Annotated in this window: 19 protein-coding genes; 7 read left to right on the top strand and 12 right to left on the bottom strand. The window is 58.1% G+C overall.

All coding sequences use genetic code 11. The annotated features are described in order from the left end of the window. Window position 1 precedes the first annotated feature (1 nt). The 5 genes from mutS to B3075_RS04060 form a co-directional block, all read right to left on the bottom strand. On the bottom strand, window positions 2-2,470 hold the full coding sequence (gene mutS, locus B3075_RS04080; RefSeq protein ID WP_290492026.1) for a DNA mismatch repair protein MutS: 2,469 nt from the start codon (window positions 2,468-2,470) through the stop codon (window positions 2-4). A 348-nt stretch (window positions 2,471-2,818) separates the two neighbouring features. Next, on the bottom strand, window positions 2,819-3,169 hold the full coding sequence (gene rsfS / locus B3075_RS04075; RefSeq protein ID WP_290488478.1) for a ribosome silencing factor: 351 nt from the start codon (window positions 3,167-3,169) through the stop codon (window positions 2,819-2,821). 21 nt (window positions 3,170-3,190) lie between these two features. Further along, window positions 3,191-5,641, bottom strand: coding sequence for an ATP-dependent zinc metalloprotease FtsH (ftsH, locus tag B3075_RS04070; protein ID WP_290492025.1), 2,451 nt, complete (start codon window positions 5,639-5,641; stop codon window positions 3,191-3,193). Window positions 5,642-5,805: 164 nt separating this feature from the next. Beyond that, window positions 5,806-6,603: a hypothetical protein gene (locus B3075_RS04065; RefSeq protein WP_290488480.1), complete on the bottom strand. Its 798-nt coding sequence runs from the start codon at window positions 6,601-6,603 to the stop codon at window positions 5,806-5,808. Then, window positions 6,593-7,669 carry an AAA family ATPase gene (locus B3075_RS04060; protein ID WP_290488481.1) on the bottom strand — a complete coding sequence of 359 codons (1,077 nt, stop codon included), beginning with the start codon at window positions 7,667-7,669 and terminating at the stop codon, window positions 6,593-6,595. The genes B3075_RS04065 and B3075_RS04060 overlap by 11 nt, the downstream gene beginning before the upstream one ends. Before the next feature lie 215 nt (window positions 7,670-7,884). On the opposite strand from B3075_RS04060, the gene menB reads away from it, so the two are divergent. Beyond that, window positions 7,885-8,709 (top strand): 1,4-dihydroxy-2-naphthoyl-CoA synthase, encoded by an 825-nt coding sequence (gene menB, locus B3075_RS04055; RefSeq protein ID WP_094137459.1) that lies wholly within the window; start codon window positions 7,885-7,887, stop codon window positions 8,707-8,709. Window positions 8,710-8,726: 17 nt separating this feature from the next. Further along, window positions 8,727-9,557 (top strand): hypothetical protein, encoded by an 831-nt coding sequence (locus B3075_RS04050; RefSeq protein ID WP_094137458.1) that lies wholly within the window; start codon window positions 8,727-8,729, stop codon window positions 9,555-9,557. Between the two features lie 71 nt (window positions 9,558-9,628). Here the strand turns inward: B3075_RS04050 and B3075_RS04045 are convergent, their stop codons facing one another. Beyond that, complete coding sequence (locus tag B3075_RS04045) at window positions 9,629-10,585, bottom strand: hypothetical protein (protein WP_290488482.1); 957 nt, start codon at window positions 10,583-10,585, stop codon at window positions 9,629-9,631. 85 nt (window positions 10,586-10,670) lie between these two features. Continuing rightward, window positions 10,671-11,960, bottom strand: coding sequence for a hypothetical protein (locus tag B3075_RS04040; RefSeq protein WP_290488483.1), 1,290 nt, complete (start codon window positions 11,958-11,960; stop codon window positions 10,671-10,673). A gap of 196 nt (window positions 11,961-12,156) precedes the next feature. Here B3075_RS04040 and B3075_RS04035 point away from each other — a divergent pair, with 196 nt between their 5' ends. Both B3075_RS04035 and B3075_RS04030 read left to right on the top strand, forming a co-directional pair. Further along, window positions 12,157-12,672 (top strand): hypothetical protein, encoded by a 516-nt coding sequence (locus tag B3075_RS04035; protein ID WP_094137455.1) that lies wholly within the window; start codon window positions 12,157-12,159, stop codon window positions 12,670-12,672. A 27-nt stretch (window positions 12,673-12,699) separates the two neighbouring features. Continuing rightward, window positions 12,700-13,182 (top strand): hypothetical protein, encoded by a 483-nt coding sequence (locus tag B3075_RS04030; RefSeq protein ID WP_290492024.1) that lies wholly within the window; start codon window positions 12,700-12,702, stop codon window positions 13,180-13,182. A gap of 148 nt (window positions 13,183-13,330) precedes the next feature. On the opposite strand, the gene B3075_RS04025 is transcribed toward B3075_RS04030, so the two are convergent. From B3075_RS04025 to B3075_RS04005, 5 genes are all read right to left on the bottom strand, one after another. After that, complete coding sequence (locus tag B3075_RS04025; protein ID WP_290488485.1) at window positions 13,331-14,476, bottom strand: hypothetical protein; 1,146 nt, start codon at window positions 14,474-14,476, stop codon at window positions 13,331-13,333. Then, window positions 14,439-15,071 carry an ATP-binding cassette domain-containing protein gene (locus tag B3075_RS04020; protein WP_094137452.1) on the bottom strand — a complete coding sequence of 211 codons (633 nt, stop codon included), beginning with the start codon at window positions 15,069-15,071 and terminating at the stop codon, window positions 14,439-14,441. Before B3075_RS04020 ends, B3075_RS04025 begins: the two co-directional genes overlap by 38 nt. Continuing rightward, window positions 15,068-16,024 carry a hypothetical protein gene (locus B3075_RS04015; RefSeq protein ID WP_143245745.1) on the bottom strand — a complete coding sequence of 319 codons (957 nt, stop codon included), beginning with the start codon at window positions 16,022-16,024 and terminating at the stop codon, window positions 15,068-15,070. The genes B3075_RS04020 and B3075_RS04015 overlap by 4 nt, the downstream gene beginning before the upstream one ends. 160 nt (window positions 16,025-16,184) lie before the next feature. After that, on the bottom strand, window positions 16,185-16,685 hold the full coding sequence (locus tag B3075_RS04010; protein ID WP_290492023.1) for a hypothetical protein: 501 nt from the start codon (window positions 16,683-16,685) through the stop codon (window positions 16,185-16,187). Window positions 16,686-16,937: 252 nt separating this feature from the next. Then, window positions 16,938-20,474, bottom strand: a complete 3,537-nt coding sequence (locus tag B3075_RS04005; protein WP_290488487.1) for an ATP-binding cassette domain-containing protein — start codon at window positions 20,472-20,474, stop codon at window positions 16,938-16,940. Between the two features lie 192 nt (window positions 20,475-20,666). Between B3075_RS04005 and B3075_RS04000 the strand changes: the two genes are divergently transcribed. The 3 genes from B3075_RS04000 to B3075_RS03990 all read left to right on the top strand — a co-directional run bounded on the left by B3075_RS04000 (window position 20,667) and on the right by B3075_RS03990 (window position 23,740). Continuing rightward, window positions 20,667-21,089: a DUF6941 family protein gene (locus B3075_RS04000; RefSeq protein WP_012419416.1), complete on the top strand. Its 423-nt coding sequence runs from the start codon at window positions 20,667-20,669 to the stop codon at window positions 21,087-21,089. 237 nt (window positions 21,090-21,326) lie between these two features. Beyond that, on the top strand, window positions 21,327-22,172 hold the full coding sequence (locus B3075_RS03995; RefSeq protein ID WP_290488488.1) for an SDR family NAD(P)-dependent oxidoreductase: 846 nt from the start codon (window positions 21,327-21,329) through the stop codon (window positions 22,170-22,172). Further along, window positions 22,169-23,740: a glycoside hydrolase family 75 protein gene (locus B3075_RS03990; RefSeq protein ID WP_290488489.1), complete on the top strand. Its 1,572-nt coding sequence runs from the start codon at window positions 22,169-22,171 to the stop codon at window positions 23,738-23,740. Before B3075_RS03995 ends, B3075_RS03990 begins: the two co-directional genes overlap by 4 nt. Window position 23,741 lies beyond the last annotated feature (1 nt).

The following is a 23,741-nucleotide window of genomic DNA, read 5'->3' as shown; positions in this document are numbered from 1 at the left end:
ATCAGAACAACTCCAGCTGAGCGTATTCCCCGACAGGCATATCGTCGTCCATGTCCGTATTCTTGGCTCTCGGTTCCGCCAGCCGGGAACGCCCCTTTTTCCTGGGGCGCGTGGAATTCATCTCCAGATGGGACAGGATGGCTTTGGCGCGGTCCACAATGACGGCAGGCATGCCGGCCAGTCGGGCCACCTGAATGCCGTAGGACTTGTCCGCCGCTCCCGGCACGATCTTGCGCAGAAACACAATTTCCTCCTTCCATTCCCGTACGGCCACATTGTAATTCTGCACGCCCTGCCTGGAATTGGCCAAATCCGTCAGCTCATGATAATGCGTGGCGAACAGGGTGCGGGACTTCAACTCGTCATGCAGGTATTCCGCCACGGCCCAGGCGATGGAAAGACCGTCAAAGGTGGCCGTGCCCCGCCCGATTTCATCCAGAATAATCAGGGAACGCTCCGTGGCGTTATTCAGAATCAGGGAGGTTTCGCTCATCTCCACCATAAAAGTGGACTGGCCGCGCGCCAGGTCGTCGCTGGCTCCCACGCGGCAGAAAATGCGGTCCACCAAACCGATGTGGGCGGCTTCCGCCGGCACATACGCTCCAATCTGGGCCATCAGCGTAATCAGGGCCACCTGGCGGATATAGGTGCTCTTGCCCGCCATATTGGGCCCGGTCAGCAGAATAAGGCGGTTTTCCTCCGGTTCCAGAAAAGCGTCATTGGGAACGAACACATCGCCGGAAACATTCTGCTCAATAACAGGATGACGGCCATTGACAATGCGCAGGGTCATGGAATTGTCCAGAACGGGGCGGCAGTACCGGTACTGCTGCGCGCCCTCCGCCAGTCCCAGCAGCACGTCCAGATCCGCCATGGCGTCCGCCGTCATCTGGATATCGTCAATGTGACGGCCCACTTCTTCACGCAACAGGAGGAACTGCTCATACTCCACCTGGCGGGAACGCTCGTCCGCCCCCAGGATGGTATTCTCCATCTGCTTGAGCTCCGGGGTAATAAAGCGCTCCGCGTTCACCAGCGTCTGCTTGCGCTGGTAATCCGGGGGCACTTTATCGTAATGGCTCTTCGTTACTTCAATGTAATAACCGAAGACGTTATTAAAGCGAATTTTCAGGGAATCAATTCCCGTGCGCTTGCGCTCCTTCTCCTGCAGCCGTGCCAGCCACTCCTTCCCGTCGCGGGAAGCCAGACGCAATTCATCCAGACCGGCATGGTACCCTTCCCTGATGATGCCGCCCTCCTTGATGGTCACGGGCGGTTCATCCACCAGGGCGCGCTGGAGCAAATCCACCAGCTCATCAAAACAGCCCATGCGGGAACGGATGCTCTCCAGCATCTCCCCTCCGCCGGGCAGGGATTCCAAATCATCCCTGAGCGCGGGGATGCGCGCCAGGGAAGAAGCCAGAGCCTGGAGGTCGCGGGCATTCCCGGCGCCCTGGGAAATGCGGCCCGTCAGCCGCTCCATGTCCCGTACATTCTTCAGGCTCTCCCTCAGCTTGCTCATCAGGTAGGGCTCCTGCAGCAGAACGGCGATCACCTCCTGCCTTGCCAGAAGCTTTTCCAGATCGCACAGTGGGTGGAGCAGCCAGTCCCGGAGTTTGCGCGCTCCCATGGGGGTGCTTGTCCTATCCAGGGTCCCCAGCAGGGAAAGCTTCACGCCGCCGCGGGAATCCACCAGATCCAGATTCCTCTGGCTGGCCTGGTCAATCAGCACGGCGTTCTCCGTGGCGCGCACGGAAATGCGGCGCAAGTGGTCCGTGGGACGGCGGAGCTGGTAGCTCAGATAATGGAGCACCGCGCCGGACGCCCCCAGGGCGGCGGTCATCTCCCCGCAGCCGAAGCCGTCCAGGGAATGTACCCGGAAATGGCTCAGCAAATTGGGAATGGCCGTGGAAGGCAAAAAAGTATATCCGTCGTAATAAAGCGTGGGGTGGGTTCCGGGGAAGCAGTCCGTCTGCTCGTCGCTGACCAGGAGTTCGGAGGGATTGATGCGGGACAACTCGTCCAGAAGCAAATCCATGTGTTCGAACTGGGCCACGGAAAATTCCCCCGTGGTGTGGTCCACGCATGCCAGGCCGAAGCGCTTCTTGTCCCTGTACAACGCCACGATGTAATTATGGCGGGAGGAATCCAGCAAATTCATGTCCGCCAGGGTTCCGGCGGAAATCACGCGGGTCAGTTCCCGCTCCACCAGCTTGCCCGGCTGCGGAATGGTGGTCTGCTCCGCAATAGCCACCCGCTTTCCTCCCTTCACCAACCGTCCGATATACCCTTCCGCGCTGTGGTGGGGCACCCCGCACATCGGAATGCCGTGGCGCTTGGTCAGCGTCAGGCCCAAAATGGCGGAGGCCTCCTTGGCGTCCTCAAAAAACATTTCGTAAAAATCCCCCAGCCGGAAAAACAGCAGCACGTCTTCCGGCAAGCCCTTCTTCATGCGAAGGTACTGATCCATCATCGGGGTTGAGGCAGGTCCGGAACTACTCATAAATAACGTTGGAAGAGTAATCCGATTAAGGCTTCAAAGCAAGGTTGGAATCTTGTTAGAACCGGGGTTCCCCACCGCTTTTCCAAGGAAAAGCCAGGGAGAAAACATCCAATGCCCCGCAAAGAAAATGCGTTGCCGCAGCAATCATTACACCTTTTCTCTCCTTCCCGGAAACAGGCCCTCATACGGAAGAACCCGACCACGCTGCCTTTCATCTTTTTGCGGTGCGCGGCTGATAACAGGCCATTTACTCTAAGGAAGAAAAAAACCGTGCCGCAACCGGCAGCGGCACGGTGTAAAATCAGATTGACGCAATTAATACCCCACCACGGGAGCATCCTTCCACAGGGTGTCCATGCCGTAGAATTCGCGCGTTTCCTGCCCCATGATGTGAACCATCACGTCAATGTAGTCCACTACGGACCACAATGCCACAGGCGTATCTTCCACATAGGTGGGGAGGGCTCCCGCCTTTTCCCGGACGGCTTCTTCCAGCTCCCGGATGACGGCGCGCAGATGGGGGACGGACAACCCCGTGCACACTACCATGAAATCCGTCAGGGAAGACATGCCCCGCAAGTCGTACACCCGCACATTTTCAGCCTTGGCGTCATCCGCGGCGCGGGCGCACATCCTGGCCAGTTCCATCGCATCATTGGCTACCATATTCGATTCGTTTCTATTGAATTATTTCTTTTCTCCGCCGTCCATGCCGGACTCATCAGCGGGATTGCAGGAGGAAGGATCACGCTCCGCCTGTTCCTGCTTCTCTTCCTCCTCCCGTTCTTCAGCGCCGTCCTCGCGGGGCTCTTCAGCTTCATCCTTCGCGGAATGGCCGGGATCATCTTTCCCGGGCTGTTCCTCCACTTCGGAAGGCATGGGGGGCGGAGTCACCCTGGCGGGAGGGTTCTTCATTTCCCCGTATTCCAGAATATCCATGACCTGGGAACCTTCCAGCGTTTCAAACTCCATCAGGGCTTCCGTCAGGATATCCAGCTTGTCCCGGTTTTCCGTAAGGATGGCCATGGCGCGTTCATAAGCGCTGTCCACCAGGAAGCGAACTTCCGAGTCAATCAGTTCCGCCGTGGATTCGGAATAATTGCGGGAACGCGTCCCCAGGTCGCGGGCAATATAAACTTCTCCCTGGTGTTCGCCGTACTCAATCAGCCCCAGTTTTTCGCTCATGCCGAATTCGCACACCATGCGCCGAGCCAGGTTGGTGGCGCTCCTGATGTCTCCGGTAGCACCGCTGGTCACATCGCCAAAAACGATCTGTTCAGCGCAGCGCCCGCCCATCGCCACGACGAGCTGGTCCAGCATTTCAGACCGGAGATGGTGCATCTTGTCGTCGGAAGGAAGCCACATGGTCATGCCTAGGGCCCCGCCGCGGGGAACAATGGTCACCCGGTGCAGCGGCTCGCTGTGCGGCGTTTTCAGCAGGCAGATGGCATGCCCCGCCTCATGCACGGCGGTAATGCGGCGCCCCCGTTCGTTAATCGCCAGGCTGCGGCGTTCCCGCCCCCAGCTGACCTTGTCGCGGGCTTCTTCCAATTCGGCCTCCGTAATCTCCTTCAGCCCCTTGCGGGCGGCCAGCAGGGCGGCTTCATTGACCAGGTTGGCCAGCTGGGCGCCGGAGAAGCCGGACGTGCCGCGGGCAATCCGCTCAAAGCTGACTCCGGGCGCCATTTTTACTTTTCTGGCATGCACCTGCAGGATCTGTTCGCGCCCCCGGACGTCCGGCAGGTTCACCACCACCTGCCGATCAAAGCGGCCGGGACGCAGCAGGGCCGGGTCCAGGATGTCCGCACGGTTGGTGGCGGCGATGACGATTACATTGGAGTTGTTTTCAAAACCGTCCATTTCCACCAGCAGGGCGTTCAGCGTCTGTTCCCGTTCGTCATTGCCGCCGCCCATGCCGTAGCCGCGCTGACGGCCCACGGCGTCAATTTCATCAATGAAAATCAGGCTGGGAGCCGTCCTTTTGGCCTGTTCAAACATGTCGCGGACGCGGCTCGCGCCCACCCCCACGAACATTTCCACAAAGTCCGAACCGCTGATGGAATAGAAGGAAGCCTTGGATTCCCCGGCAATGGCCCGCGCCAGCAGGGTCTTGCCCGTGCCGGGAGCCCCGACCATCAGCACGCCGCGGGGAATGGTGGCGCCCAGGTCACGGAATTTTTCCGGATTGCGCAGGAACTCCACCAGTTCCCACACTTCCTCCTTGGCTTCGCTGATGCCGGCCACATCCTTGAACGTCACCTTGTTTTTGTCCGGGGAGATGAGACGCGCCCGGCTTTTGCCGAAGCTCATCGCTCCCCGGGCTCCGCCGCTCTGCGCGCGGAACATGAAGAACAGAATCACCAGAATGAGCACGATGGGCAGCAGATTCAGCAGGATGCCGCCCCAGGAGCCGGATTCGCGCTTGAACTTCGTATCCGGCCCCAGCAGCTGCTTGACGCGGTCTCCCTGGAACTCCAGGGTAAAAGGCACTTCCACGCGTTCAAAACGCTGCTTGTCCACGGAGGCGTCTCCCGTGGCCGCGGGCCAGATACGGGTGACAATCTGGCCGACCAGCACGTTCTGGTTGCCGTCTTCCGCCAGGACGATTCCGTCTTTTCCTCCGGCAATGCGGCCTTCCAGGGCCAGACGATTGAATTCGGGCACGGAGAGCTTCTGCGCTCCCTCGGGAATGAGGGAAACATTCTTTCCTTCTTCCGTCCGGTACGGACTCTCCACCACCCTGTAGCCGGAAAGCTCATTCAGCAAAGGCTTGTCGCGGTCCGGAAGGGACATGGAATAAGTCAGCGCAAAGGGGGTCATTTCCACCTTCGGCTGAATTTCCTTCCTGTACACCAGCGCGTGAATAACGCCTTCGGAACCGTTCTCGCTCAGCACCACTTCCACGGGGGCCTTGGGATCGTTCAGCACCACGCGCCCCGCCTTATACTGGGCTTCAAAGGATTCCAGATTTTCCTTGCGGGGCCCCAGCCCGAAAGATTCAGGGGTGAAAAAGCCAAACGCAAGGACGCCTACAATGAGAAGTACCATGACCCACACGCCCCAGTTGGGGGATTCGGGTCTGCCGGAGCCGGGAAATTTGGGAGGACGGGGAGGACTTGGTGGCATTCTGTCAGACATAATGTGGTTAGCACACAGAAGTTAATGAATAGGGCGGCATGATACGCGAGTCCTTGTAAAATAAAACTTTTTTCCGAGACATGCCAGACAGCCGCCGCAGGACGGGTCCGCACCGTTCCGGGCCGGGGCTCTTCCCGGCAATAAGGCCTTAGCCGGCGCAGGCCTCATTCCCGCTTCCTTTTTCTGCGCCGCCCTTCGTGGTTCGCGCTTTCTCCGTTCATGCGCTGCCGGAGACGCCGCTTCCACTGGGGCATCCTTTCCTCCGCCGGGGCCGCATGGGAACCGGCACCTTCCCGGCTCTTTTCCTGCCAGGCCCCCTCCTCCTGCGCGTTCAGCCGCTCCCGCCGCCTCTGTTCCTGGATTTCCGCCAATTTTCTGGCGCGTCGGATTTCCACCCGCTTGCTCACCTCCCCGTGGGCGGAGGTCACGCGCCAGGGGCCGATGCGGCGGGGATAGGTAATGGGCGCGCAAACCAGTTCCGCATCCAGAAAACGCATGGCCCCCACCAGCAGGTTCTTGACATTCGCCAGCAGGCCGCCGTCCGTCCAGACGCCGCCCATGCCCATTTCCAGCAGAAAGGCCAGATGAAGCGTTTCCGCTCCTGAGGCCTGAATGGAAAAATCCCTCAGGGAAATGCCCTCCGCCGGCTCCTCATCCGGGGCGGCCACGGAAGCGGCCCGGAGGAGGAACATCGTATCCCGGACCTTGCGGCTCAGGGCGCAGACCAGTTCCCCCACCTTGGGCCGGGCGTCAAAACGGTAATCCTTCACTTCCACCAGCCACAGATCCCGGCGTTCCGGATGATACAGCAAAAAATCCATTTCCTTGCATCCCCCGCAGAAATTCTGCGCCTGCCGGGCATAATAATCCGAGCATTCAATGCGGCACACCACGTAGCCTTCATCGATCCAGAAACGGTGGACGCCCTCCACGTAATAAGCTTTTGACGGCTTATGACTCATAACTCAGCTTCAAATACCTGTCCGCCTGTTCGATTTCCGCTTCAAGAGACTCGATAGGCCCCACGTCCTCCAGGGATTCCCCCCAGGACACCCTTACCCCGGCATGCCCCCCCCGCGGCACGCTCATCCCGAAAAACTTTCTCTGCACCATGGCATTGCGGGGTTCAGAGAGCTGAATCATCAGCTCCCGCAGCAGGAACAGGCTATGGGAGGACAACATAACCTGCACCCCCGTCTTGGCAAGCCCCGTCAGGGTTTTCACCAGCACGGGCAGGTGGGAGGCGTTCAGATTCATTTCCGGTTCATCCCAAAACAGGACGGAACCTTTTTTCACGGAACCGTTCCGGATCAGGTAGCTCAGCGTTCCCAGCCTTTTGAATCCTTCCGCCACCAGGCTCATTTCTATCGGCTGCTGTCCGGGACGCTGCAAAAAGAAACGCCCGTCACGCTTCACCACCTTCCCCCCGATAATTTTTTCCAGCCTGGCAACCACGCGCCCGGCATCCGTGCTGATGGTTTCCGCTTCCGCCTCCATGTCCAGATAACGGCAGAGGTCCCAGCTGCCGCCGTCCAGAAATTCGGGGAACCTGCTCCCCACTTGAACAAAGCTCGGATAAATGGTCAAAACCTCCCGCGCCGCCAGGAACACCACCGGCACGTTCAGAAAACGCCGGGGCATTTCCCGGATGCTCAGCCCTTCTTCTTCATGCCCCGCCTGGAAATCAAACACCAGGTTTCCCATGCCCTCCGGCACGCCGTCCCCCTCCATGGAGGCCTCCACGCGCGCATGGGCGTTTCCCCGGTTCCGGGCCGTCAGCCCGGCCAGCCCGCGGGACGCGAACACCCGCATCAGGTCTTTCCTGAGCCGCTGTTCCTCCGCCCATTTCTCCGGCAGCGATTTCCTTCCCCCGTCAGCGCTCCACTTGGCCACGGTATAACATAATTTCAGCAAATGGCTTTTGCCGGAATCATTGCCTCCCACCACCACATTGATTCCCGGAACAAATTCAAAATGCTCTCTCCCGGGAAACACCGTCACGCCGCTCACCAGTAGGTCATGTATCATACCGTTCCCAATGTAGCACAGAAGCGCAGGCCGTAAATGACAAAAGCCGCCAGCTTCCGGCCACCGGAGAGCCTGCCGGGAAAACACCGGAAACGGCAAGGAAAACGCCTGCGGCCGCCGCGCAGCCCCAGCCCCGCAGGTTCCCGACATACCGGAACGGAAAGGCGGCGCATTTTAGGCTTCCCATTGCCAAGCGCCTTATTAAAGTAATCCGTATGAGCGCACAATGGACCACCGCCAGGGAATACACGGACATCAAGTATGAAACAACGGACGACGGCAGCATCGCAAAAATCACGATCAACCGCCCCCACGTCCGCAATGCGTTCCGCCCCCTAACCGTGCATGAAATGCTCAACGCCCTGAACGCCGCCCATGAAGACCCCAAGGTGGGCGTAGTCATCCTGACGGGGGAAGGCCCGGACGCTTTCTGCTCCGGAGGCGACCAGAAAGTGCGCGGAGACGCCGGCTACATCGGAGAAGACGGCGTGCCGCGCCTGAATATTCTGGACGTGCAGCGCACCATCCGCACCATGCCCAAGCCCGTCGTCGCCATGGTGGCCGGATACGCCATCGGCGGAGGCCACGTCCTCCACGTCGTCTGTGACCTCACCATCGCCGCGGACAACGCCAAATTCGGACAAACTGGTCCCAAAGTAGGCTCCTTTGACGGAGGCCTCGGCTCATCCTACCTGGCGCGCATCGTGGGCCAGAAAAAAGCGCGGGAAATCTGGTACCTGTGCCGGCAGTATGACGCCCGGCAAGCGCTGGACATGGGCCTGGTCAACACCGTGGTGCCCCTGGAGAACCTGGAGGAGGAAACGCTCTCCTGGTGCCGCCAGATGCTCCGCCACAGCCCTCTGGCCCTGCGCTGCCTGAAAGCCTCCCTGAACGCCGACTGCGACGGGCAGATGGGGCTGCTGGATCTGGCCGGCAACGCCACCCTGCTCTATTACATGAGCGAAGAAGCGAAGGAAGGCAAAAACGCCTTCGTTGAAAAACGCGCTCCGGATTTCTCCAAATTCCCCAGACTTCCGTAACCTCCCCCCTCCGCACCATGGCACCCAGCTCCGACAATGAAGGCGCCCCCCGGAACGGCGCCGCCGGCAGAGAATCCCTGCGCGACCTGCCGGAACATGAAAACATCGTGGAACATTTCTACGATCCGGAAGATCAGGGCTCCCGGGAAAAACCCGTCCGTGAAAAAACGCCTTTCTCCCTGATCGGCAATCTCATTTTCCTGCTGACCATAGCTATTCTGGCCGCTATTGCCTGGCTGGTTTACTCCTCCTGGTGCCCGCAGAAAACGGACGACCTGCCCGGCTTCCGCCAAAGGGAAAACGCCCCGGATATCCCCAGAATCCTGAAACAGGCCATCAACAGGGACGCCTCCGTTTCATTCTCGGAAGAAGACATCAACCGCTATCTGGCTTCCTCCATCCATCCCCTGCAGCACGGAGCCCTGGCCATCTTCGCCATCAACCCGGCGGCAGGCATCCGGCTGCACGGCGGCAAGGAACGGCCGGACGGCACCATCGGGGAAGGATACATGGAGATTATCATCGAACGCTATACGGGCATCGACTCCCGCCAGACGATTTCCCTGTTCCTGACGCCCTTTCAATCCCTGGACCCGCACAACTACATGGCGGTGCAGACCCGCTTCGAATTCTACAATGACGAAACGCTGCCGGGAGGAATCCACGTGGGGGGCACCATCGGCAGCCTTTCCGTTCCCCAGGGTTACATGATCTTTCTCCTGCCCGCGTTTGAAAACCTGCTTCAGGCCTATCTGCCGCTCATCCACATGATTGAAGAAAGCGGCATGGGCATTCATATCAGTGAAGGCAGGCTGAACCTGACGCCTCCGCAAAAGCGCACGCTATAGCGGAAAGCCGCAGGACCTTCCGCAATCACCGGGTGCCCTGCCGGGCAATCCCCCCCTTCCGGCCCCGGCATTCAATTTTTCTCCAGATCCCTGACCATCAAAGTCATATACTCCTCAGGCCAGGAATGGGTAATCTGCCCCGCATCATTGAAAACCGCCACCAGGCGGATGGAATCCCTCCCATCTGAAAGCACCAGCACGGTTTCATCCTTTTCAAAATCGTAACGGGGTTTGCCTAATTTGAATGCCGCATTCCTGCGATCCGTCCTCAGCCACGCGCGCGCCTGCTCCATCGTCAGCCCCCGCAGAGCCCGGGCATCCCTGAAAACGCGGCGCGCCGCATTCATCGCCGCTGGGCTGGAAACCACCATGCCGTCCCGGAACGGACGGGTCTCCCACATGCGGTCAATATCCCGGTCCAGCGCGCCGCTCATCCCCCCGGAAAGAAAAAACACGGCTGCGGGCCAGACCAGGAAAATACCTACAGCCCATATGGCCAGCCGTTTGCGGCTTTTGGAAAGAGCTACGATTCCCTGGGCTATTTTCCCCCACTTTTCCACCAGTTCCCGGTCCGCATGCCCGAACAGGAAATTCACCTGTCTGCGTTCTATGCCGCCCCGCAGTTCAGCCACCGTCTTTCCCTTCTCCGGGGCCAGATCCTCCAGCGTGGGGCTTCCTTCCACGAAGTAGCGGAAAACCCTGGGCCACAGCACGGGAATAACCGCGAACCGGATCGTAAGCAACACCAGGCTGCCCACCAGACAGCCGCTTATCAACAGAACGTCAAACGACCGGCTGAAAAAATAGTCCGGATTCCACATCCAGATAAAAGGAGCCGCCAGATACATTCCCAGGGAAAACAGGCACCATGACCAGACTATGGCGGAAAAACGGCTGACCGCCACAACTACCCCCAGCAAAAACAAAAAGGCCCCCAGGGCAATTCCCCATGGAAACGCTCCGTAAATGGCGGCCGGGAAAGCCAGAATCATCAATGCCGTGCCCGCGGGCTGCCGAACTTTTTGCATATCCGGATCATAGCACAAGCCCCTGAAAGCATCAAGAAAGGAAGCCCCGCAGTCACACAGGGAAGCCCCCTCATCCTCCCTTGCCTTACTTCAGCCAGCCGTATTCCATGATGAGAGCCGCTTCCACCTCCGCATTCTTGGAAGCTTCATTATCCAGGTCAGCATACATTTTCCTGATATCCTTCCTCTGTTCCAGATATTCCTCTCCGGAAACGGATAATCTGGACTCCTTGAACGCGATTTCCTTCATCAGCACCCCCCGCCAAAGTTCAAACCTCCTGCGGCTCTCCAGCAGCGCGGCTATCTTGATGCGCCGCCGCTGCAGTTCCATCACCACTTCACGCTGCAGCAGTTCGTGGCTTTCCCTGGCCGATTTATACTGAAACCAGGAGGTCAGGCGCGTATCCAGCTCTTCCCGCAGGCTCATGTTCACCTTCATATCGCCCGCGCCCGCAAAAAAACCGCCGTACGTCCCGCCCGTGCTGGAAAACAGAGTGGGGCTGTAAAAATTAATATCCACGGAAGGCAGGAACTTCAGCTTGGCATTCAACACCTGGAGACGGGAAGCTTCCAGCTCCATGGCCACCATCGTCACCACCAGCAGATCCAGCTGGCGGGACGCCGCCCTGTACCTGCCCCAGTCCAGCCTGGGCATCGTTTCAGGCTTCACCAGCCACCGGGCGTCCATATTCCCCAGCAGCACGGCAAAACCCTGGGAAATCTCATTCAAATTCCGTTCCCGTTCCACGTCCAGCTTCTTTTTCTGGACGCCATCATCGTCATAAGGCAGGGAGCCCAGCTGGTTATTGTAGCTGATCTGCGCATTCCGGTAAGAAAGCACCTGCTGGTACAATCTGGCCACCAGCTCCCTTTTTTTCATTTCCAGCGTCTTTTCCGCCGTATAAACGGCCGCCTTGGCGGAATAATAATCAAACGGGATCTGGGTGAGGGACGGCATGTTGAACAGGATGTTCGTGTTGTATTCCACATCGCTGGCCGTCACCTTGGCCAGGTCGCTCAATTCCTTGGTCAGCATCCAGTCCAGATTGACGCCGGGGATAATCTGGGTAAAAACATTGATGACGGAACGTTTTGTCGTCTTGAGAGACTGTTCCGATTTTTTCAGGTCAATATTCCGCTCCATCATCATCTCCAGAGCCTGGCTCCATGAAATTTCCTTCCGCGGCAGCTGCCGCCAATCGGGAACGGCATCCATCCTGGACATCAATTCCCCCGCTTTTTTTTCCATGTGCCTGTCCACGGAGCAGGAGGCGCATACCGCCGCACAGAGGCAGAAGCGCAACGCAGCCCTCAGCCACGCCACTTCAAACAGGGAAAACAGGAAAGAACGGACAACCGGGGGAAAAGGGAACATACAGGCCCCTTGTTACATAGCTCCTGCCCCTGAAAAGTCAAGCATCAACACGGCAGGCCGGGGAAGAAGAAAAAAGGGGCCGGAGCGCAGGGAATCCGGTTTTTCCCTTTCCCGTGTAAAAAATACTTGCCATCCGATTCCTATCTTGACAAATCAAGTGCGATATCACAGTTTATCGGAAAATTATTATCCTCTTATGATGCGTCCTCTTTTTACCTCTTTTTCTGCGGTCTGCTGCACCCTCGGCATTCTTACGCTGGCTCAGTGCGGCGGAAGCAGTTCCGATGCTGAAGGCCTGGCGCCTTCCACCATCGGCAGCAAGGTGTTAAACATGCAGGTAACAGGCATTACGGATGCCGCCATAACGCTTCCCGCCATTTTTGACATGACCACCGGTGATAACGGGATGTTCATCATCCAGACACAAGGGGAAGACATGAACATGTGGAACGGAGCCGGCATTTATTCCTATACCAAAACCGGGAAAAACACGGCGGAACTGAGTCTGTCCTACAACAGAAACAGCGGTTCATCCTCAGAACCCAACACCCTCATGAGCACCATCAGGATCCCCCAGTTGACCTTTGAAAACGCCACCCATGCTTCTTCCGGAGAAGGCGGAGCCAGCATTTCCTACATGCAAGCGGAAGACAGGACGCCCATTCCCATCGACGGCATCACCATCAGCATCAACATCATATCCCAGTCTTAACAACATCAACCTTCTATTCATCAAGATATGAATTCCCGCCTTTACATTCCCGCTTTAATTACTCTCGGGCTTGGGCCCCTCTCCGGTTGCGGCGGATCCAGTTCCAGTGAACAGGCCTATCTTCCCATCGGCCTTCAGCGCACGTTGGACATTACGCTTCCGGACGGCAATCCTTACGTCTTCTCCTTCATCACAACCTCAGAAAGCAACGCCGCCATTTACACCGGAACCAGCCCGACCTCATCGACGGCATCCGTTCACGTCATCAACTACAAGCCCGCCTCCGACACTGCGGAACAGATAGGCTTTTACTGGTCATCCAATGACGGCACAACAACCTCCCATTCGGACGCTCTCGTCGTGCTGTATAACCCCCACAACATCTCCAAAGGCCTCGGTTCCGCCACTTGCAGCGTCAGAGACGCCGAATATACCGAGACGAAGACCCAGCAGGACAACTGCCAGGCGGTCATCAGAGACTTCAGAGTCCCCCCCCAGCTGGATCAATAACCCCCTTTTTTCATACGTCCCTTCCCGCTCTCATGGCGGGAAGGGATTTTTTTATCCAGTATCTCCCACCCTGCCGGGACACAGCCAGCCTTTTCCCCAGGCAGGCAAAGACGGACATGCCGGAAAGCAGATCCCGAATCCCCGTCACTTACTTAAGCACCTTCCCTATGGGACGGCAGGCGGAAAAGGCGACCGGGATGGAGGAAAGCAGCACACACCCCGCCAGGGAAATTCCCAACAGCCACAAATCCTGCCGTATATCGGCATAAGTCAGGACGGAGTTTCCCAGCTTAAAGAATTCCCCCAAGACGATTCTCTGGGTTTTCATGAACGCCCAGACGGCGCCCGCAAAGGAGACGCCAATCAGGAACGCGTTTTCCACGATAAACGCCATAATCAGCAGAACAGGGCGCACCCCGAAGCTCTTCATCAGCGTATAGACATATTCATTCTGGCGGAATTCCATGGATGCCAGGGCTGTCAGCAGAATGCCGACGATCACCGCAATGCCGAGGGAAAACCCCGTCCTGCACTCCGTCTGGTTGCCCATCAGCACTTCCAGCCTGTCAAGCAGCCCCACGTGAGTCTGAACCATAGTCATGCTGCCGTCATAACGCACCATGTTGTTCAGCACTTCTTCGATGCTCCGAATGCGTGCCGCCGTCATTTCATGCACCCGGATGATATAGCGGCAATTCTCCATGGGGACCTCCTGTCCGGAGCTGAAAGTTCCCTCCGGGGCTAAAATGACACCGGAAGGATACAGCCTGCCCAGCAAATGCCCCTCCGGCAGAGGGGAGGCATTCAGGGAAAAATCAAAATCCGCTATGGTAACCGTACAAGGCCCCGCCTGCAACGGGCTCCGGGAGGGATTGTACAGAAGGACGGTGGCCACGTCCTCCAACCCGAGCGCGGAAAGAAAGGAGCAGGACTCCATGTTGTATTCCAGAACGGGGAATACTGTCTTACCCACGCGCGCCGCACCCGCACGGGCGTCATTCAGCACCAGGACATCGCAGCCATACAGGGACGGCAGTTCATGTTGCAGTAAATTTTTCTTGGAAGGGTCCCCGTCGCGCACAGTATCAAAAACAATAATCAGGTCCGCCCCGTTCTTCCTGATTTCATCATGCAGCATTTTTGAGGAGAGAACATAATTGGCGAGAAAAGAGAGCGCGCACAGGGAAAGGAAAAAGGCCACCAGAATCCGTGAAAGGGGGCTGGCCGGGCGTTCCTTCCAACGGTGGAGAGTATCTTTAAAGAGATACAGACAGGTTAAAATCAATGATTTCATGGGTCAGGTCGAACAGCCGGGAATCATGCGTGCTCAAAATGCAAATTTTGTCAGCAGGGTATTCCCTGATCAAATTTTTAATGATTTCCGTATTGCCGTCATCCAGGCCGGAAGTAGGTTCATCCAGCAGCAGCACATCGGAATCCTTCATCATCGTGCGGGCAAGAGCCGCCCGCTGAGCCTGGCCGCCCGACAAACTCCCCGCTTTTTTATGCCTCAACGATTCCAGGCCCAGGCGGGCAATCAAATCATCCGCCCTCCGCGTCCACTGTTTTTTAGGCAGCATGGCCATTTCCGCGCATAATTGAAGATTTCTCTCCACCGTGGCCAGGGGAAGGAGATTAAGCCCCTGGAACATGTAACTCACCTCCTTGCGCCGATAGAGTGAATCCGCCTGAACCTTCCGCCGGGGAGTAATGACGCGCCCGCGCTGCGGTCTCAGATAACCCGCCAGAATTTTCAGCAGAGTTGTTTTCCCGCATCCGGAATACCCTTTCAAAATGGTGATTCCGGAAGTGAACACCCTGTTATAATTTTCAAAAATCCACTGCTTGCCTGAATAACTGAAACAGACTGATTCGCATAGCAATTTCATTTTTTTCGAACGATCAATTCCGTTTCCCCATTCACCACCAGCTCCAGTTCCGGATGCACTTTTTCAAGAAGTTCCTGCCAGGACGAACATTTTTTTCCTTCCGGCAGGGAAGCCAGCCTCACCTTGTTGAGATGAAACACTTCTCCCTGCGGCATATAATAAAGACGGGCCGTGCAGTTGGAGCCCAGCATGGAATGGGCGCGTTCATGCTCCTGACGGGGCAGACGGAAAAAATACGCCAGCAATTCCCCTCCGCCGGAAATATTTTTCTCTACCCGCTTGAAGGCAAAAACCCCCTTCAAAGCGGAACCGTCACCCAGGGGGACGGACAGGGAAAGGGATTCCGGCGGCAGATTCGTCAAATCAGGGTCCGAAATGGAAATGGTCAGATAATAAGAGGAGTCATCGCACACGGTCGCAATCGGGGACGCGGCATCCATGTACAGGGCGACGCTGTTATCCGGCGGAATGGAAAACTGGTACTGCAGTTTCCCGTCAAAAGGCATTCTGAGGATATATTTTTCCTCCTTCTTGCGAAAATCCAGACGCGGCTTGTCCTCCACCAGAGACAACTCCCTTTTGGAAAGCTCAATCTTGTCTTTCAATGCCCGGATGGCCCTTTCCCCGCCTTCCGCCTGCTTGCTGGCATATTGCCGTTCCTCCCTCGTCAGGGAAGAGTAGAATTCTATCTCTTCAAGCTGTTTTTCCAGCTTTGACAACTCTTCCTCCCTGGCGATGCGATCCTTCAGAATTTTGACTTCCAGCTCCTTGCGCTCCAGTTCAATTTCATCTTCATTGACTGTTGCAATAATAGTATCCTTCTGAACGCGCCCGTCCGCGGGAATCCAGTTGCTGACAATTCCATCCGCCGGCATGACAAAGGAACGCAGCCTCTCCGGGACAATTTTGGCGCGGAAGGTCTTGATAAAACAGGCATCTTTCGATGCCGCCATATCAATCCCCCGGTCGGCCGATTCCGCATTCCAGCCGCAAAGGGCCAGCCCAGAGCACAACCAGATGCCCCAAAGACATTTCTTTGCCCTTCCGACCATAATTTCAAACAGGCCTGCCCCGTTTCACGGCGGCAAAGCCCCGTCATAAATGATCAGAACTTCAGGATACCGTGTAACTCACCGCTCCTTCCGTAGCGGTCCAGTTTTGCGCTTCCTCCTCACCTTCATCATTCTCAACGGGAACCTGATAAGTGATGGAACCGGTAAACGTCCCGCCGCAGCTTTCACGTTCATTGGAGGAGTTGAAGGAAATGTTCGCATCCACAAAGGCCTTGTCCCTGTTTGTCACGACAATTGGCCCCGGAGCCGTCCACTGTCCGGAAGTAATCGTGAAGTTTCCCCGCAGAATAGCGGATGACCCCGTCCTGCGGTACACTACGGAAGCAATATTCATAGGGGCGCTCTCATTGCTGCTTGCCGCGTTAATGCTTACCAGGGGCAGATCCGAACCATTACCCATCAATTTGACGACAATATTCCACGGCCCCAGCCCATCTTCCGTGGAAAGAGAAGCGCTCAAATCCAGCATGGTGCCGGAAGGAAGGCTTTCCCCGTCACCGCTGCCGCCGCTGCCTCCGCAGGAAAAAAGTCCAAAGGACAAGGCTGCTGCGGAAAGGGAAGATAATACGCACCTGTTCGTCAATCGGGAAAACATAAAGAAAAAGATTTTCTTCAAGGATAGTGATTCCGTCCGGCGCGTCAACACATAAATAAAAGAATATTTGAAGGGGTCCCTCCGTTTTTTGCGGGATGCACGGGGGGCTTACGGGCCGCTGCCATTCCCCGGACGCGCGCGCCGGATTTTCCGCCTTACGGAGGAAATACAGGCGCCAATCCCCGCAGGTCGCAAGCGTCATCCAGCCCTTTCCAGCCTGCGCTTAAGGACGCGGCCCGTGACCAGCAGGGGGGCGGCCCCCATCAGGAACAGAAACAGGGAATCCTTCCATGGAGTGGGAACCGTTCCGTCATCCGCGCTGTATCCGGAATCCCCCGGGGACTGGCCGGAGCCTTCCCAGGGCAGAGGCTGGCGGCGGGCCAGAAAAATTTCCGGCCTGTCCAGGGCATCCCGGCTGACGCGCTGAATCTCGGCGGATTCATCCAGCATCACAACACGGTCATTGACGTAGAAGGATTTGACGGACGGATGCCCCTTGCCCAGGAGTTCCAATTCAGCAATGGTCCGCCTGTAGCTTCTTTCCGAACCGTCAAGAGCCGCCCTCCGAACCTGCCGGACGGCGGCTTTAGCCTGTTCCGGTCCATCCGCTCCAATAGCGGCAATGTGGAGCAACGCCATCTTGAGCAGCTTGAATTCTTCAAATTCCCTGTCGTCCAAATGAGGGCGTTCCTTCAGTTCATCCACTTTCTCCTGAATGATTTCACGCTCCCTCTCCCATACATTCCTGGACGCCTGGTCCACCAACATTGTTTCAAAGGAGTAACGCAGAGGACAGAATTCCGCCACCAGCGGCACGCGCCCCGGCTTGAGGCGCCCATGTTCGTCCGTACGGTGGGCGGACCACGGAATAAACTGGTTCATTTCATCAAAGTGGACAATGGCCCCGGCCATCAGTATCTGGGGAATCAGAAGCAGAGGCACCATGTTAAGCGCCGCCCTCTCCGTTCTGGCGAAGACAGAGACCAGCAGGGACAGGCTTACGCCGACGAAAGCCGTCAGCGTCATCGTCCCCAGGTAAATCAGGAACATTTCATGGATTTCCAGAATGGCGTTCCCCACCCACAGGAACAGGGCGGACTGCACGGCGGAGAGCCCCGTCAGCACCAGCGCCTTCGCGAGGACATAACCGGTCACAAACACCTTGGCGTTGCTCTCCCTTTTGAGCAGGGCGCGGTCCTTGAGCACTTCGCTGGCCGCCCCGGTCAGGCCGAAAAACATGGCCACAATGGTCGCCAGAAACAGGTAGGAAGGTATGTGAAGAGCCGTGGCAAACGTGTATTCCGGGCTGGAAGAGGCGCGCAGGGTCACGGAAATCAGCAGAGCCAGAACCGGACCTTCCAGCAGCATGGTGTACAACCCCATGCGGCTTCGCACGCGCCCCAGGAAGGTGCGCACGGCCCAAATGCGGAAAAGCCGCCAGAGCTGCATGACGCTGCGCCTGGGCACGGGCGGAAATTCCAGCGTGCCTTCATACAGCGTCCTGGGAGCGCCCCCTTCATGATGATGCCCCATCACATTGCGGAACCGGTAGCCTTCAAAACGCTCCTGCCACAGACGGGGGTGCTGCCGCCTGCGGCGGTCATGCCAGGAAAGGGGGGCTTCCAGCGCTTCAAACACGTAGTCCGCGCCTCCGGCCGTCCGCGCCTCCTCGGAAACGTCAATGCCCATGTCCGCAGCCGCCTTCCGGAAATACCGCATCATGCCCGGCACGTCCCCCCAGTAAGCCATCTGACCGCCGTGGTCCAGCACCAGCACTTTGTGGAACTGGTTCAGAATAGCCGTGCTGGGCCGGTGCATGGTGGCGATTACCATTTTGTCGCGGCTCATGCTCTGCATGGTCTGCATGACCAGCTTGGCATCTGACGTGGACAGGCCGCTGATAGGTTCATCCAGCAGGAAAACGTCCGCAATGCCCGCCAGGTCAAGCCCCAGGTTCAGGCGCGTGCGCTCCCCGTCGGAAATGGTGCGGGCGTTCATTTCGCCCACGCGGCGGGAGGCGATGTGCGTCAGCCCCAGGAATTTCAAAATGGCGTTCACGCGCCTGACGCGTTCCGACCGGTTCAGCCGCGGACGGCGTATAATGGTGGCCTGGGAGATGTGTTCGGAAACGCTCATGGCCGCATCCAGAATATCCTCCCGGGGAATGAAAGCGATGTAAGGACGTATGAGATCCGGGGCGCTGTACAGAAGCTGGTTGTTGTAACGGATACAGCCCCGGGTGGGCGGCAGCTGACCGGCCAGCATGGAGAGCAGCGTGCTTTTCCCGGACCCGCTGGGCCCCAGGATGCACACCATTTCCCCGCGTTTCACGGTCAGGTCAATATTGTCCAGAACGCATCCGGAGCGCAGGAATTCCTTAGTCACCCCCTCCACGCTGAGGGTCCTGATCGCATGGTATTCTTCATCCAGCACCCCGGCGGAAAAACGGCAGCGCAGCGCATGATAGACGTTCAGATGCACTACGTCTCCATCTCTCAGGGCAACCCTTCCCCGGATGAGACGGCCATTGAGCAGCAGAGGCATGGAGGCCTCCACCACTTCCAGCCAGCCGGAGTTGGTGGCGCTGGAAAAAGAAACCTCCAGAACCGCACCGGGAGCCAGCCCGGGCGTCAGCAGCATGTCCCCCTTGCGCGCTTTTTCCGGAAGATTGGTCACCCGCAGCTTGCGGGTGCCGGGGTCAAGGCGGAAGCGGCGCCCGATGTCCGACATGGAATTCTGCACCTCTCCCATGGAGAAAGGCCCTTCCCCGTCCAGCATGAAAGAGGAATAATAGGCCATGCGCACGCTTTCACCGGGATACAGACGTTTCCCGTCAACCGCGAATTCCACCTCCGGCCTCAGCACTTCCACCTCGCATGCCAGTCCCATGTTCACGCGCACCTCGCTGGCCCGGGAACGCACCCGGCTGATTTGCAGAGAACCGCCGTCCAGGGAAATATAGCATACTTCCTGCTTGCCTGAACGCTTGCAGTTCAGAAAAAACGAAAAGTCCTCAAAGCTCAGCGGCCCGGATGGCAGCAGCACCACCTGCCCGTTGGTCAGCGGCATCACCCCGCCGGGCGGCAAATGGCGCCCGCGCACCACAATGGGGCGGGAGCCGTCGTTCACCACCAGCACCAGGCGGGAACACCGGATCAGACGGAAGGAAATGCCCTTGTCCTGCTCCGGAAGGGATACCTCCGCCCCGATGCCGGAGGAAAAACTGACGCTGTACGCCGGTTCCTGGGCCTCCACGTCCGGCGTCATCAGCAGCTGCCTCAAGTGGTTTGCCGTGCCCGGCAGTTCCAAACCGTACGTCACCTGGTCAAACAGCTCCCCGGTCATGCGGGAATCTCCCGTATTGATCAGCAGGGAGAGCACCTCCAGAGCTATCGTCATGCGTTCCGTCTCATCCCGGCCGGAAGCGGCGGAGGCCAGAACGTCCGCCACCGTCAGATTGGCCCTCATGGAGCGCTCGAAACGGGTGGAAAGCCAGCGGTGCTCCACTTCCGGGAAAGTATAGCGCAGAATATCCAGGGCGGCGTCCGCATCACGGGCGCTCAAATGGCGGCGCCCGCTCAAAATAGTGGCGAACAAGTCCACCAGCGTGCCGGCATGCACCTTCATGGAACCGTCGTCACGGCGCAGCCACGGTACGTAGGCGCCCAGCGTCCTGACCAGATTCAGCCTCCAGTGAATCAGCTTGGAAGGAATGTCAAAAAACCATTGGATCATGCCCGGGAACGCGTTGCCGGAACCAGTAGTACAGGGATTCCCGCCCTATCTCAAGCGCAACCGGAATTTCACGGAGAAATGACAATATTTTCTACAGCTTTATCTTGCAATAGGTCCGGAGGGAGTATAGTTCTGTCCAATGTTCATGCTTTCCGCGTGAAAGCGAGCCAAATACATCAACATTATCACAACATGGATATTTTAGTTTCTACTCTTTGTGACTTCGCCGCCGACTACCAGGGCAAGCTCTGCATCCAGGGCGGTTTTGACTCCCTGGTCGCCCGCCAGTTCCCGGTCGTGCATCCCGTCTGCGCCGTCGCCCTGCGCATCTGCCTCACTCCTGAAGACGAAGGCACGCACGAACTGGGCCTGAGCATCGTTGATGCCGACGGCACGCCGCTGGACAAGGAACGCATGCCCATCAAGATCAATTTCCCGGTTCCCGCTTTCCCGGAAGGGGCTTCCTTCTTCACCCGCAACCTGATCATGAACTTCCAGGGCCTGCGTTTTGAAAAGCCGGGCAACTACTCCATCGACCTGACGGTTGACGGCGAACTCGCCTCCCGCGTGCCCTTCCGTGTGGTGCAGGTGCAGGAAGAAGCCGCCCAGGCCTAAGCAAATACTCCCGCTTTCACCAAACCGCCTCCCGTTCATCCGGCAGGCGGTTTTTTATTGGAGCGGACGGGCCGCCCGGAAGCGCGGAACAATCCGGCTCCGGTTCCATGCGCCCGGAAACCGCAGCGCCCGGCCCCGGCCTCAAAAAGGGCGGCCTTGCTTTTTGCGTCCTCCTTCCCCCTTTTTCATTGCGGTTCCGCACCGGATTGACCATGATGCGGGCTGCTCCGACCCGCCATGCAAACCGCACGCCTCCAATACGACAGGATTATTATTACGGGCGCCTCATCCGGCTTCGGGGAAGCGTTTGCCGGAACGCTGGCGCCCCATACGGCGGAACTGGTGCTCATCGCCCGGAATGAGGCCGCCCTGCGCCAGCTTGCCGCCGCCCTGGAAAAACGCCATCCCGGCCTTCACGCCGCCGTCCTTCCCTGCGACCTGGCGGATGAAACCTCCCTGAATACGCTCATTTCCCGCCTGGAAGGCCTTCCTCCGGGGAAAACCCTTCTGATCAACAACGCCGGAGCCGGAGATTACGGAGATTTCGCGGACGGCCGCTGGGAAAAAATACGTTCCTTGCTGCGTCTGAATGTGGAAAGCCTCACCCGCCTGTGCCATGCGCTGATCCCCGCCATGAAGAAAAACGGAGGGGATATCATCAACCTCAGTTCCCTGGGCGCCCTCCTGCCTATTCCGGATTTTGCCGTTTATGCGGCTACCAAGGCTTATGTTTCCAGCCTGTCGGAAGCGCTGCGCCTGGAACTGCGCGAACACGGCATCCGCGTGCTGGCCGTCTGCCCCGGCCCGGTTTCCACAGGCTTTGGAAAAGCGGCGCGGCGTCCCGGCTTCACCGGAAATATGATGCCGGGACGCAACGCTTTTGACACGTCCGTCGAGACCGTCGTGAAAGACACCCTCCGAGCCCTGGTCCGCGGACGCGCCCGGGTCTTTCCCGGCATGAAAATACGGCTGGCCGCCATGCTTCTGGCCGCAGCCCCGCTGGGGCTGATACGCCTTTTCATGGGCAGGCGCCCCCGGAAAATTCTTCCGGCATCCAATGACTTACCTTCTTCAATATTATGAAAGCGCATCGCCGCGGAATACCCCGCCTCACCTGGTTCAAGCTCGCAGTCTGCATCTGCCTGGCAGCCATGGCAGCCTCCCTGTTCACGCCGTATCCCGCCCAGATCATACGCGCCCTGAAAGGGGAGCCGGAACTGGCGCCGACGGACTCCGGAACCTGTCCGCCCCATGAATTCCCCCCTGCGGAACAGCCCGGGCAGGAAGAACCTTCAATAACCGCTGCTCCATCCGCCTCCGGAAAGGAACCCCAGGATGAGCGGCTGTACACGCCATGGACGCCGGAGCGCACAATCGCCCTCCCCCCGGTGCAGTACCCCCCATTTCCGCCCGTGCTTCCCACAAGGCCCGCGGAAGGGGCCATGACCCATATTTATGAACTGGCCCGCGGACTGAACCTGAAAACGCAGGTTAATTTCCAGCCCGGAACCCTGGCCTCCAGGGACAGGGAAACCAAAAGCAATTACCAGATGACCCTTTCCCTGAACGTCAAGCAGCCCAAAGCATTGACGAAAAAGGAAGACATTCTGAAACTCAATCCGAAACTGGACTCCATGCTTCCCGGCCTGACCACCCTGTTCAGGCATGCGCGCGTCTCCCCTTATTACGGCCAGATCTACGTCCGCAAACAGACGGAAATCCGCAAAAACCTGGCCTCCCTGCTCAAACTCCTGGACCGCCATAATTATTACGATACGGAGACGATTCTGGAAACCGCCTATCCGGACACGGGAAGGAAACTTCTCTGGCTGCAAAGTGAAATGGACGTTGTTTCCGACGGCTCGGACGGAGACCGGCTGGCCGCCATGCCGGATAAAATCCTGAAAAGCTCCTTCTACCAGCCCAGCACTTCCTACCGCTGGAAAAAGCGCACAGACAAGCCCAATCCCCTGCTCAAACCCTGGCAGCAGAGGCTGGCCTCCTACAAGAAGACGCTGGAAAAAGCTCCCGCCGCGGAAAAAACGGCTCTGCGCCGCAAAATAGACCATGCGGAACGGGTCATTGAGGAACTGAAGCGGTACAGCTTCCTGATCTCGGAATACGATCCGTTCATCGTCGTTCCGCTGGGAGTCGTCAATCAATCCTCCCCTTTCTCCCCGCAGTTCGGGGACTATGCCGTCGTCATCGTGGGAGACAAGCTGTACCCGGCCCTGGTGGGAGACGCCGGACCGCGCTACAAAACGGGGGAAGGTTCCCTGCGCCTGAGCCGGGAAATCAACCCCAAGGCGGGACCTTACAGCCGCCCCGTCTCCGATCTGAAGGTCAGCTACCTGATTTTTCCCGGTTCCGCAGAGCCTGAGGCAGGACCTCCCGACTATGAAAAACTTACGGACAAATGCCGGGAACTTCTCAACGAAATAGGCGGCATGGGGAAGGAATTCAAGCTCCACCAATGGGAAGACCTGCTGGCGCCCAAGCCGCCGCCCTCCCCAAAACCGGAAACCGGCGGCGCAGCGAAAACATCCGCGGATAAGCGGGAAAAGGAGGAAGCCCCCGGGAACAAGCCTGCGATTGCCCCGGCTTCCCCGCAAGCCCCGTCGGCTCCGTCAGCCGCAAAAAGCGCCGCATAAA

This window comes from Akkermansia sp. UBA7090, assembly GCF_002493465.1.
In the GTDB taxonomy this organism is placed as follows: Bacteria; Verrucomicrobiota; Verrucomicrobiia; order Verrucomicrobiales; family Akkermansiaceae; genus Akkermansia; species Akkermansia muciniphila_A.
Note: the sequence above shows the minus strand (reverse complement) of the source record. Positions and strands in the feature narration are given on the sequence as shown.

What these genes read in the sequence shown, in the direction of transcription:
- mutS (WP_290492026.1), bottom strand. Translation starts at nt 2,470, where the DNA reads ATGGATCAGTACCTTCGCATGAAGAAGGGCTTGCCGGAAGACGTGCTG.
- rsfS (WP_290488478.1), bottom strand. Translation starts at nt 3,169, where the DNA reads ATGGTAGCCAATGATGCGATGGAACTGGCCAGGATGTGCGCCCGCGCC.
- ftsH (WP_290492025.1), bottom strand. Translation starts at nt 5,641, where the DNA reads ATGTCTGACAGAATGCCACCAAGTCCTCCCCGTCCTCCCAAATTTCCC.
- B3075_RS04065 (WP_290488480.1), bottom strand. Translation starts at nt 6,603, where the DNA reads ATGAGTCATAAGCCGTCAAAAGCTTATTACGTGGAGGGCGTCCACCGT.
- B3075_RS04060 (WP_290488481.1), bottom strand. Translation starts at nt 7,669, where the DNA reads ATGATACATGACCTACTGGTGAGCGGCGTGACGGTGTTTCCCGGGAGA.
- menB (WP_094137459.1), top strand. Translation starts at nt 7,885, where the DNA reads ATGAGCGCACAATGGACCACCGCCAGGGAATACACGGACATCAAGTAT.
- B3075_RS04050 (WP_094137458.1), top strand. Translation starts at nt 8,727, where the DNA reads ATGGCACCCAGCTCCGACAATGAAGGCGCCCCCCGGAACGGCGCCGCC.
- B3075_RS04045 (WP_290488482.1), bottom strand. Translation starts at nt 10,585, where the DNA reads ATGCAAAAAGTTCGGCAGCCCGCGGGCACGGCATTGATGATTCTGGCT.
- B3075_RS04040 (WP_290488483.1), bottom strand. Translation starts at nt 11,960, where the DNA reads ATGTTCCCTTTTCCCCCGGTTGTCCGTTCTTTCCTGTTTTCCCTGTTT.
- B3075_RS04035 (WP_094137455.1), top strand. Translation starts at nt 12,157, where the DNA reads ATGATGCGTCCTCTTTTTACCTCTTTTTCTGCGGTCTGCTGCACCCTC.
- B3075_RS04030 (WP_290492024.1), top strand. Translation starts at nt 12,700, where the DNA reads ATGAATTCCCGCCTTTACATTCCCGCTTTAATTACTCTCGGGCTTGGG.
- B3075_RS04025 (WP_290488485.1), bottom strand. Translation starts at nt 14,476, where the DNA reads ATGAAATCATTGATTTTAACCTGTCTGTATCTCTTTAAAGATACTCTC.
- B3075_RS04020 (WP_094137452.1), bottom strand. Translation starts at nt 15,071, where the DNA reads ATGAAATTGCTATGCGAATCAGTCTGTTTCAGTTATTCAGGCAAGCAG.
- B3075_RS04015 (WP_143245745.1), bottom strand. Translation starts at nt 16,024, where the DNA reads ATGGCGGCATCGAAAGATGCCTGTTTTATCAAGACCTTCCGCGCCAAA.
- B3075_RS04005 (WP_290488487.1), bottom strand. Translation starts at nt 20,474, where the DNA reads ATGATCCAATGGTTTTTTGACATTCCTTCCAAGCTGATTCACTGGAGG.
- B3075_RS04000 (WP_012419416.1), top strand. Translation starts at nt 20,667, where the DNA reads ATGGATATTTTAGTTTCTACTCTTTGTGACTTCGCCGCCGACTACCAG.
- B3075_RS03995 (WP_290488488.1), top strand. Translation starts at nt 21,327, where the DNA reads ATGCAAACCGCACGCCTCCAATACGACAGGATTATTATTACGGGCGCC.
- B3075_RS03990 (WP_290488489.1), top strand. Translation starts at nt 22,169, where the DNA reads ATGAAAGCGCATCGCCGCGGAATACCCCGCCTCACCTGGTTCAAGCTC.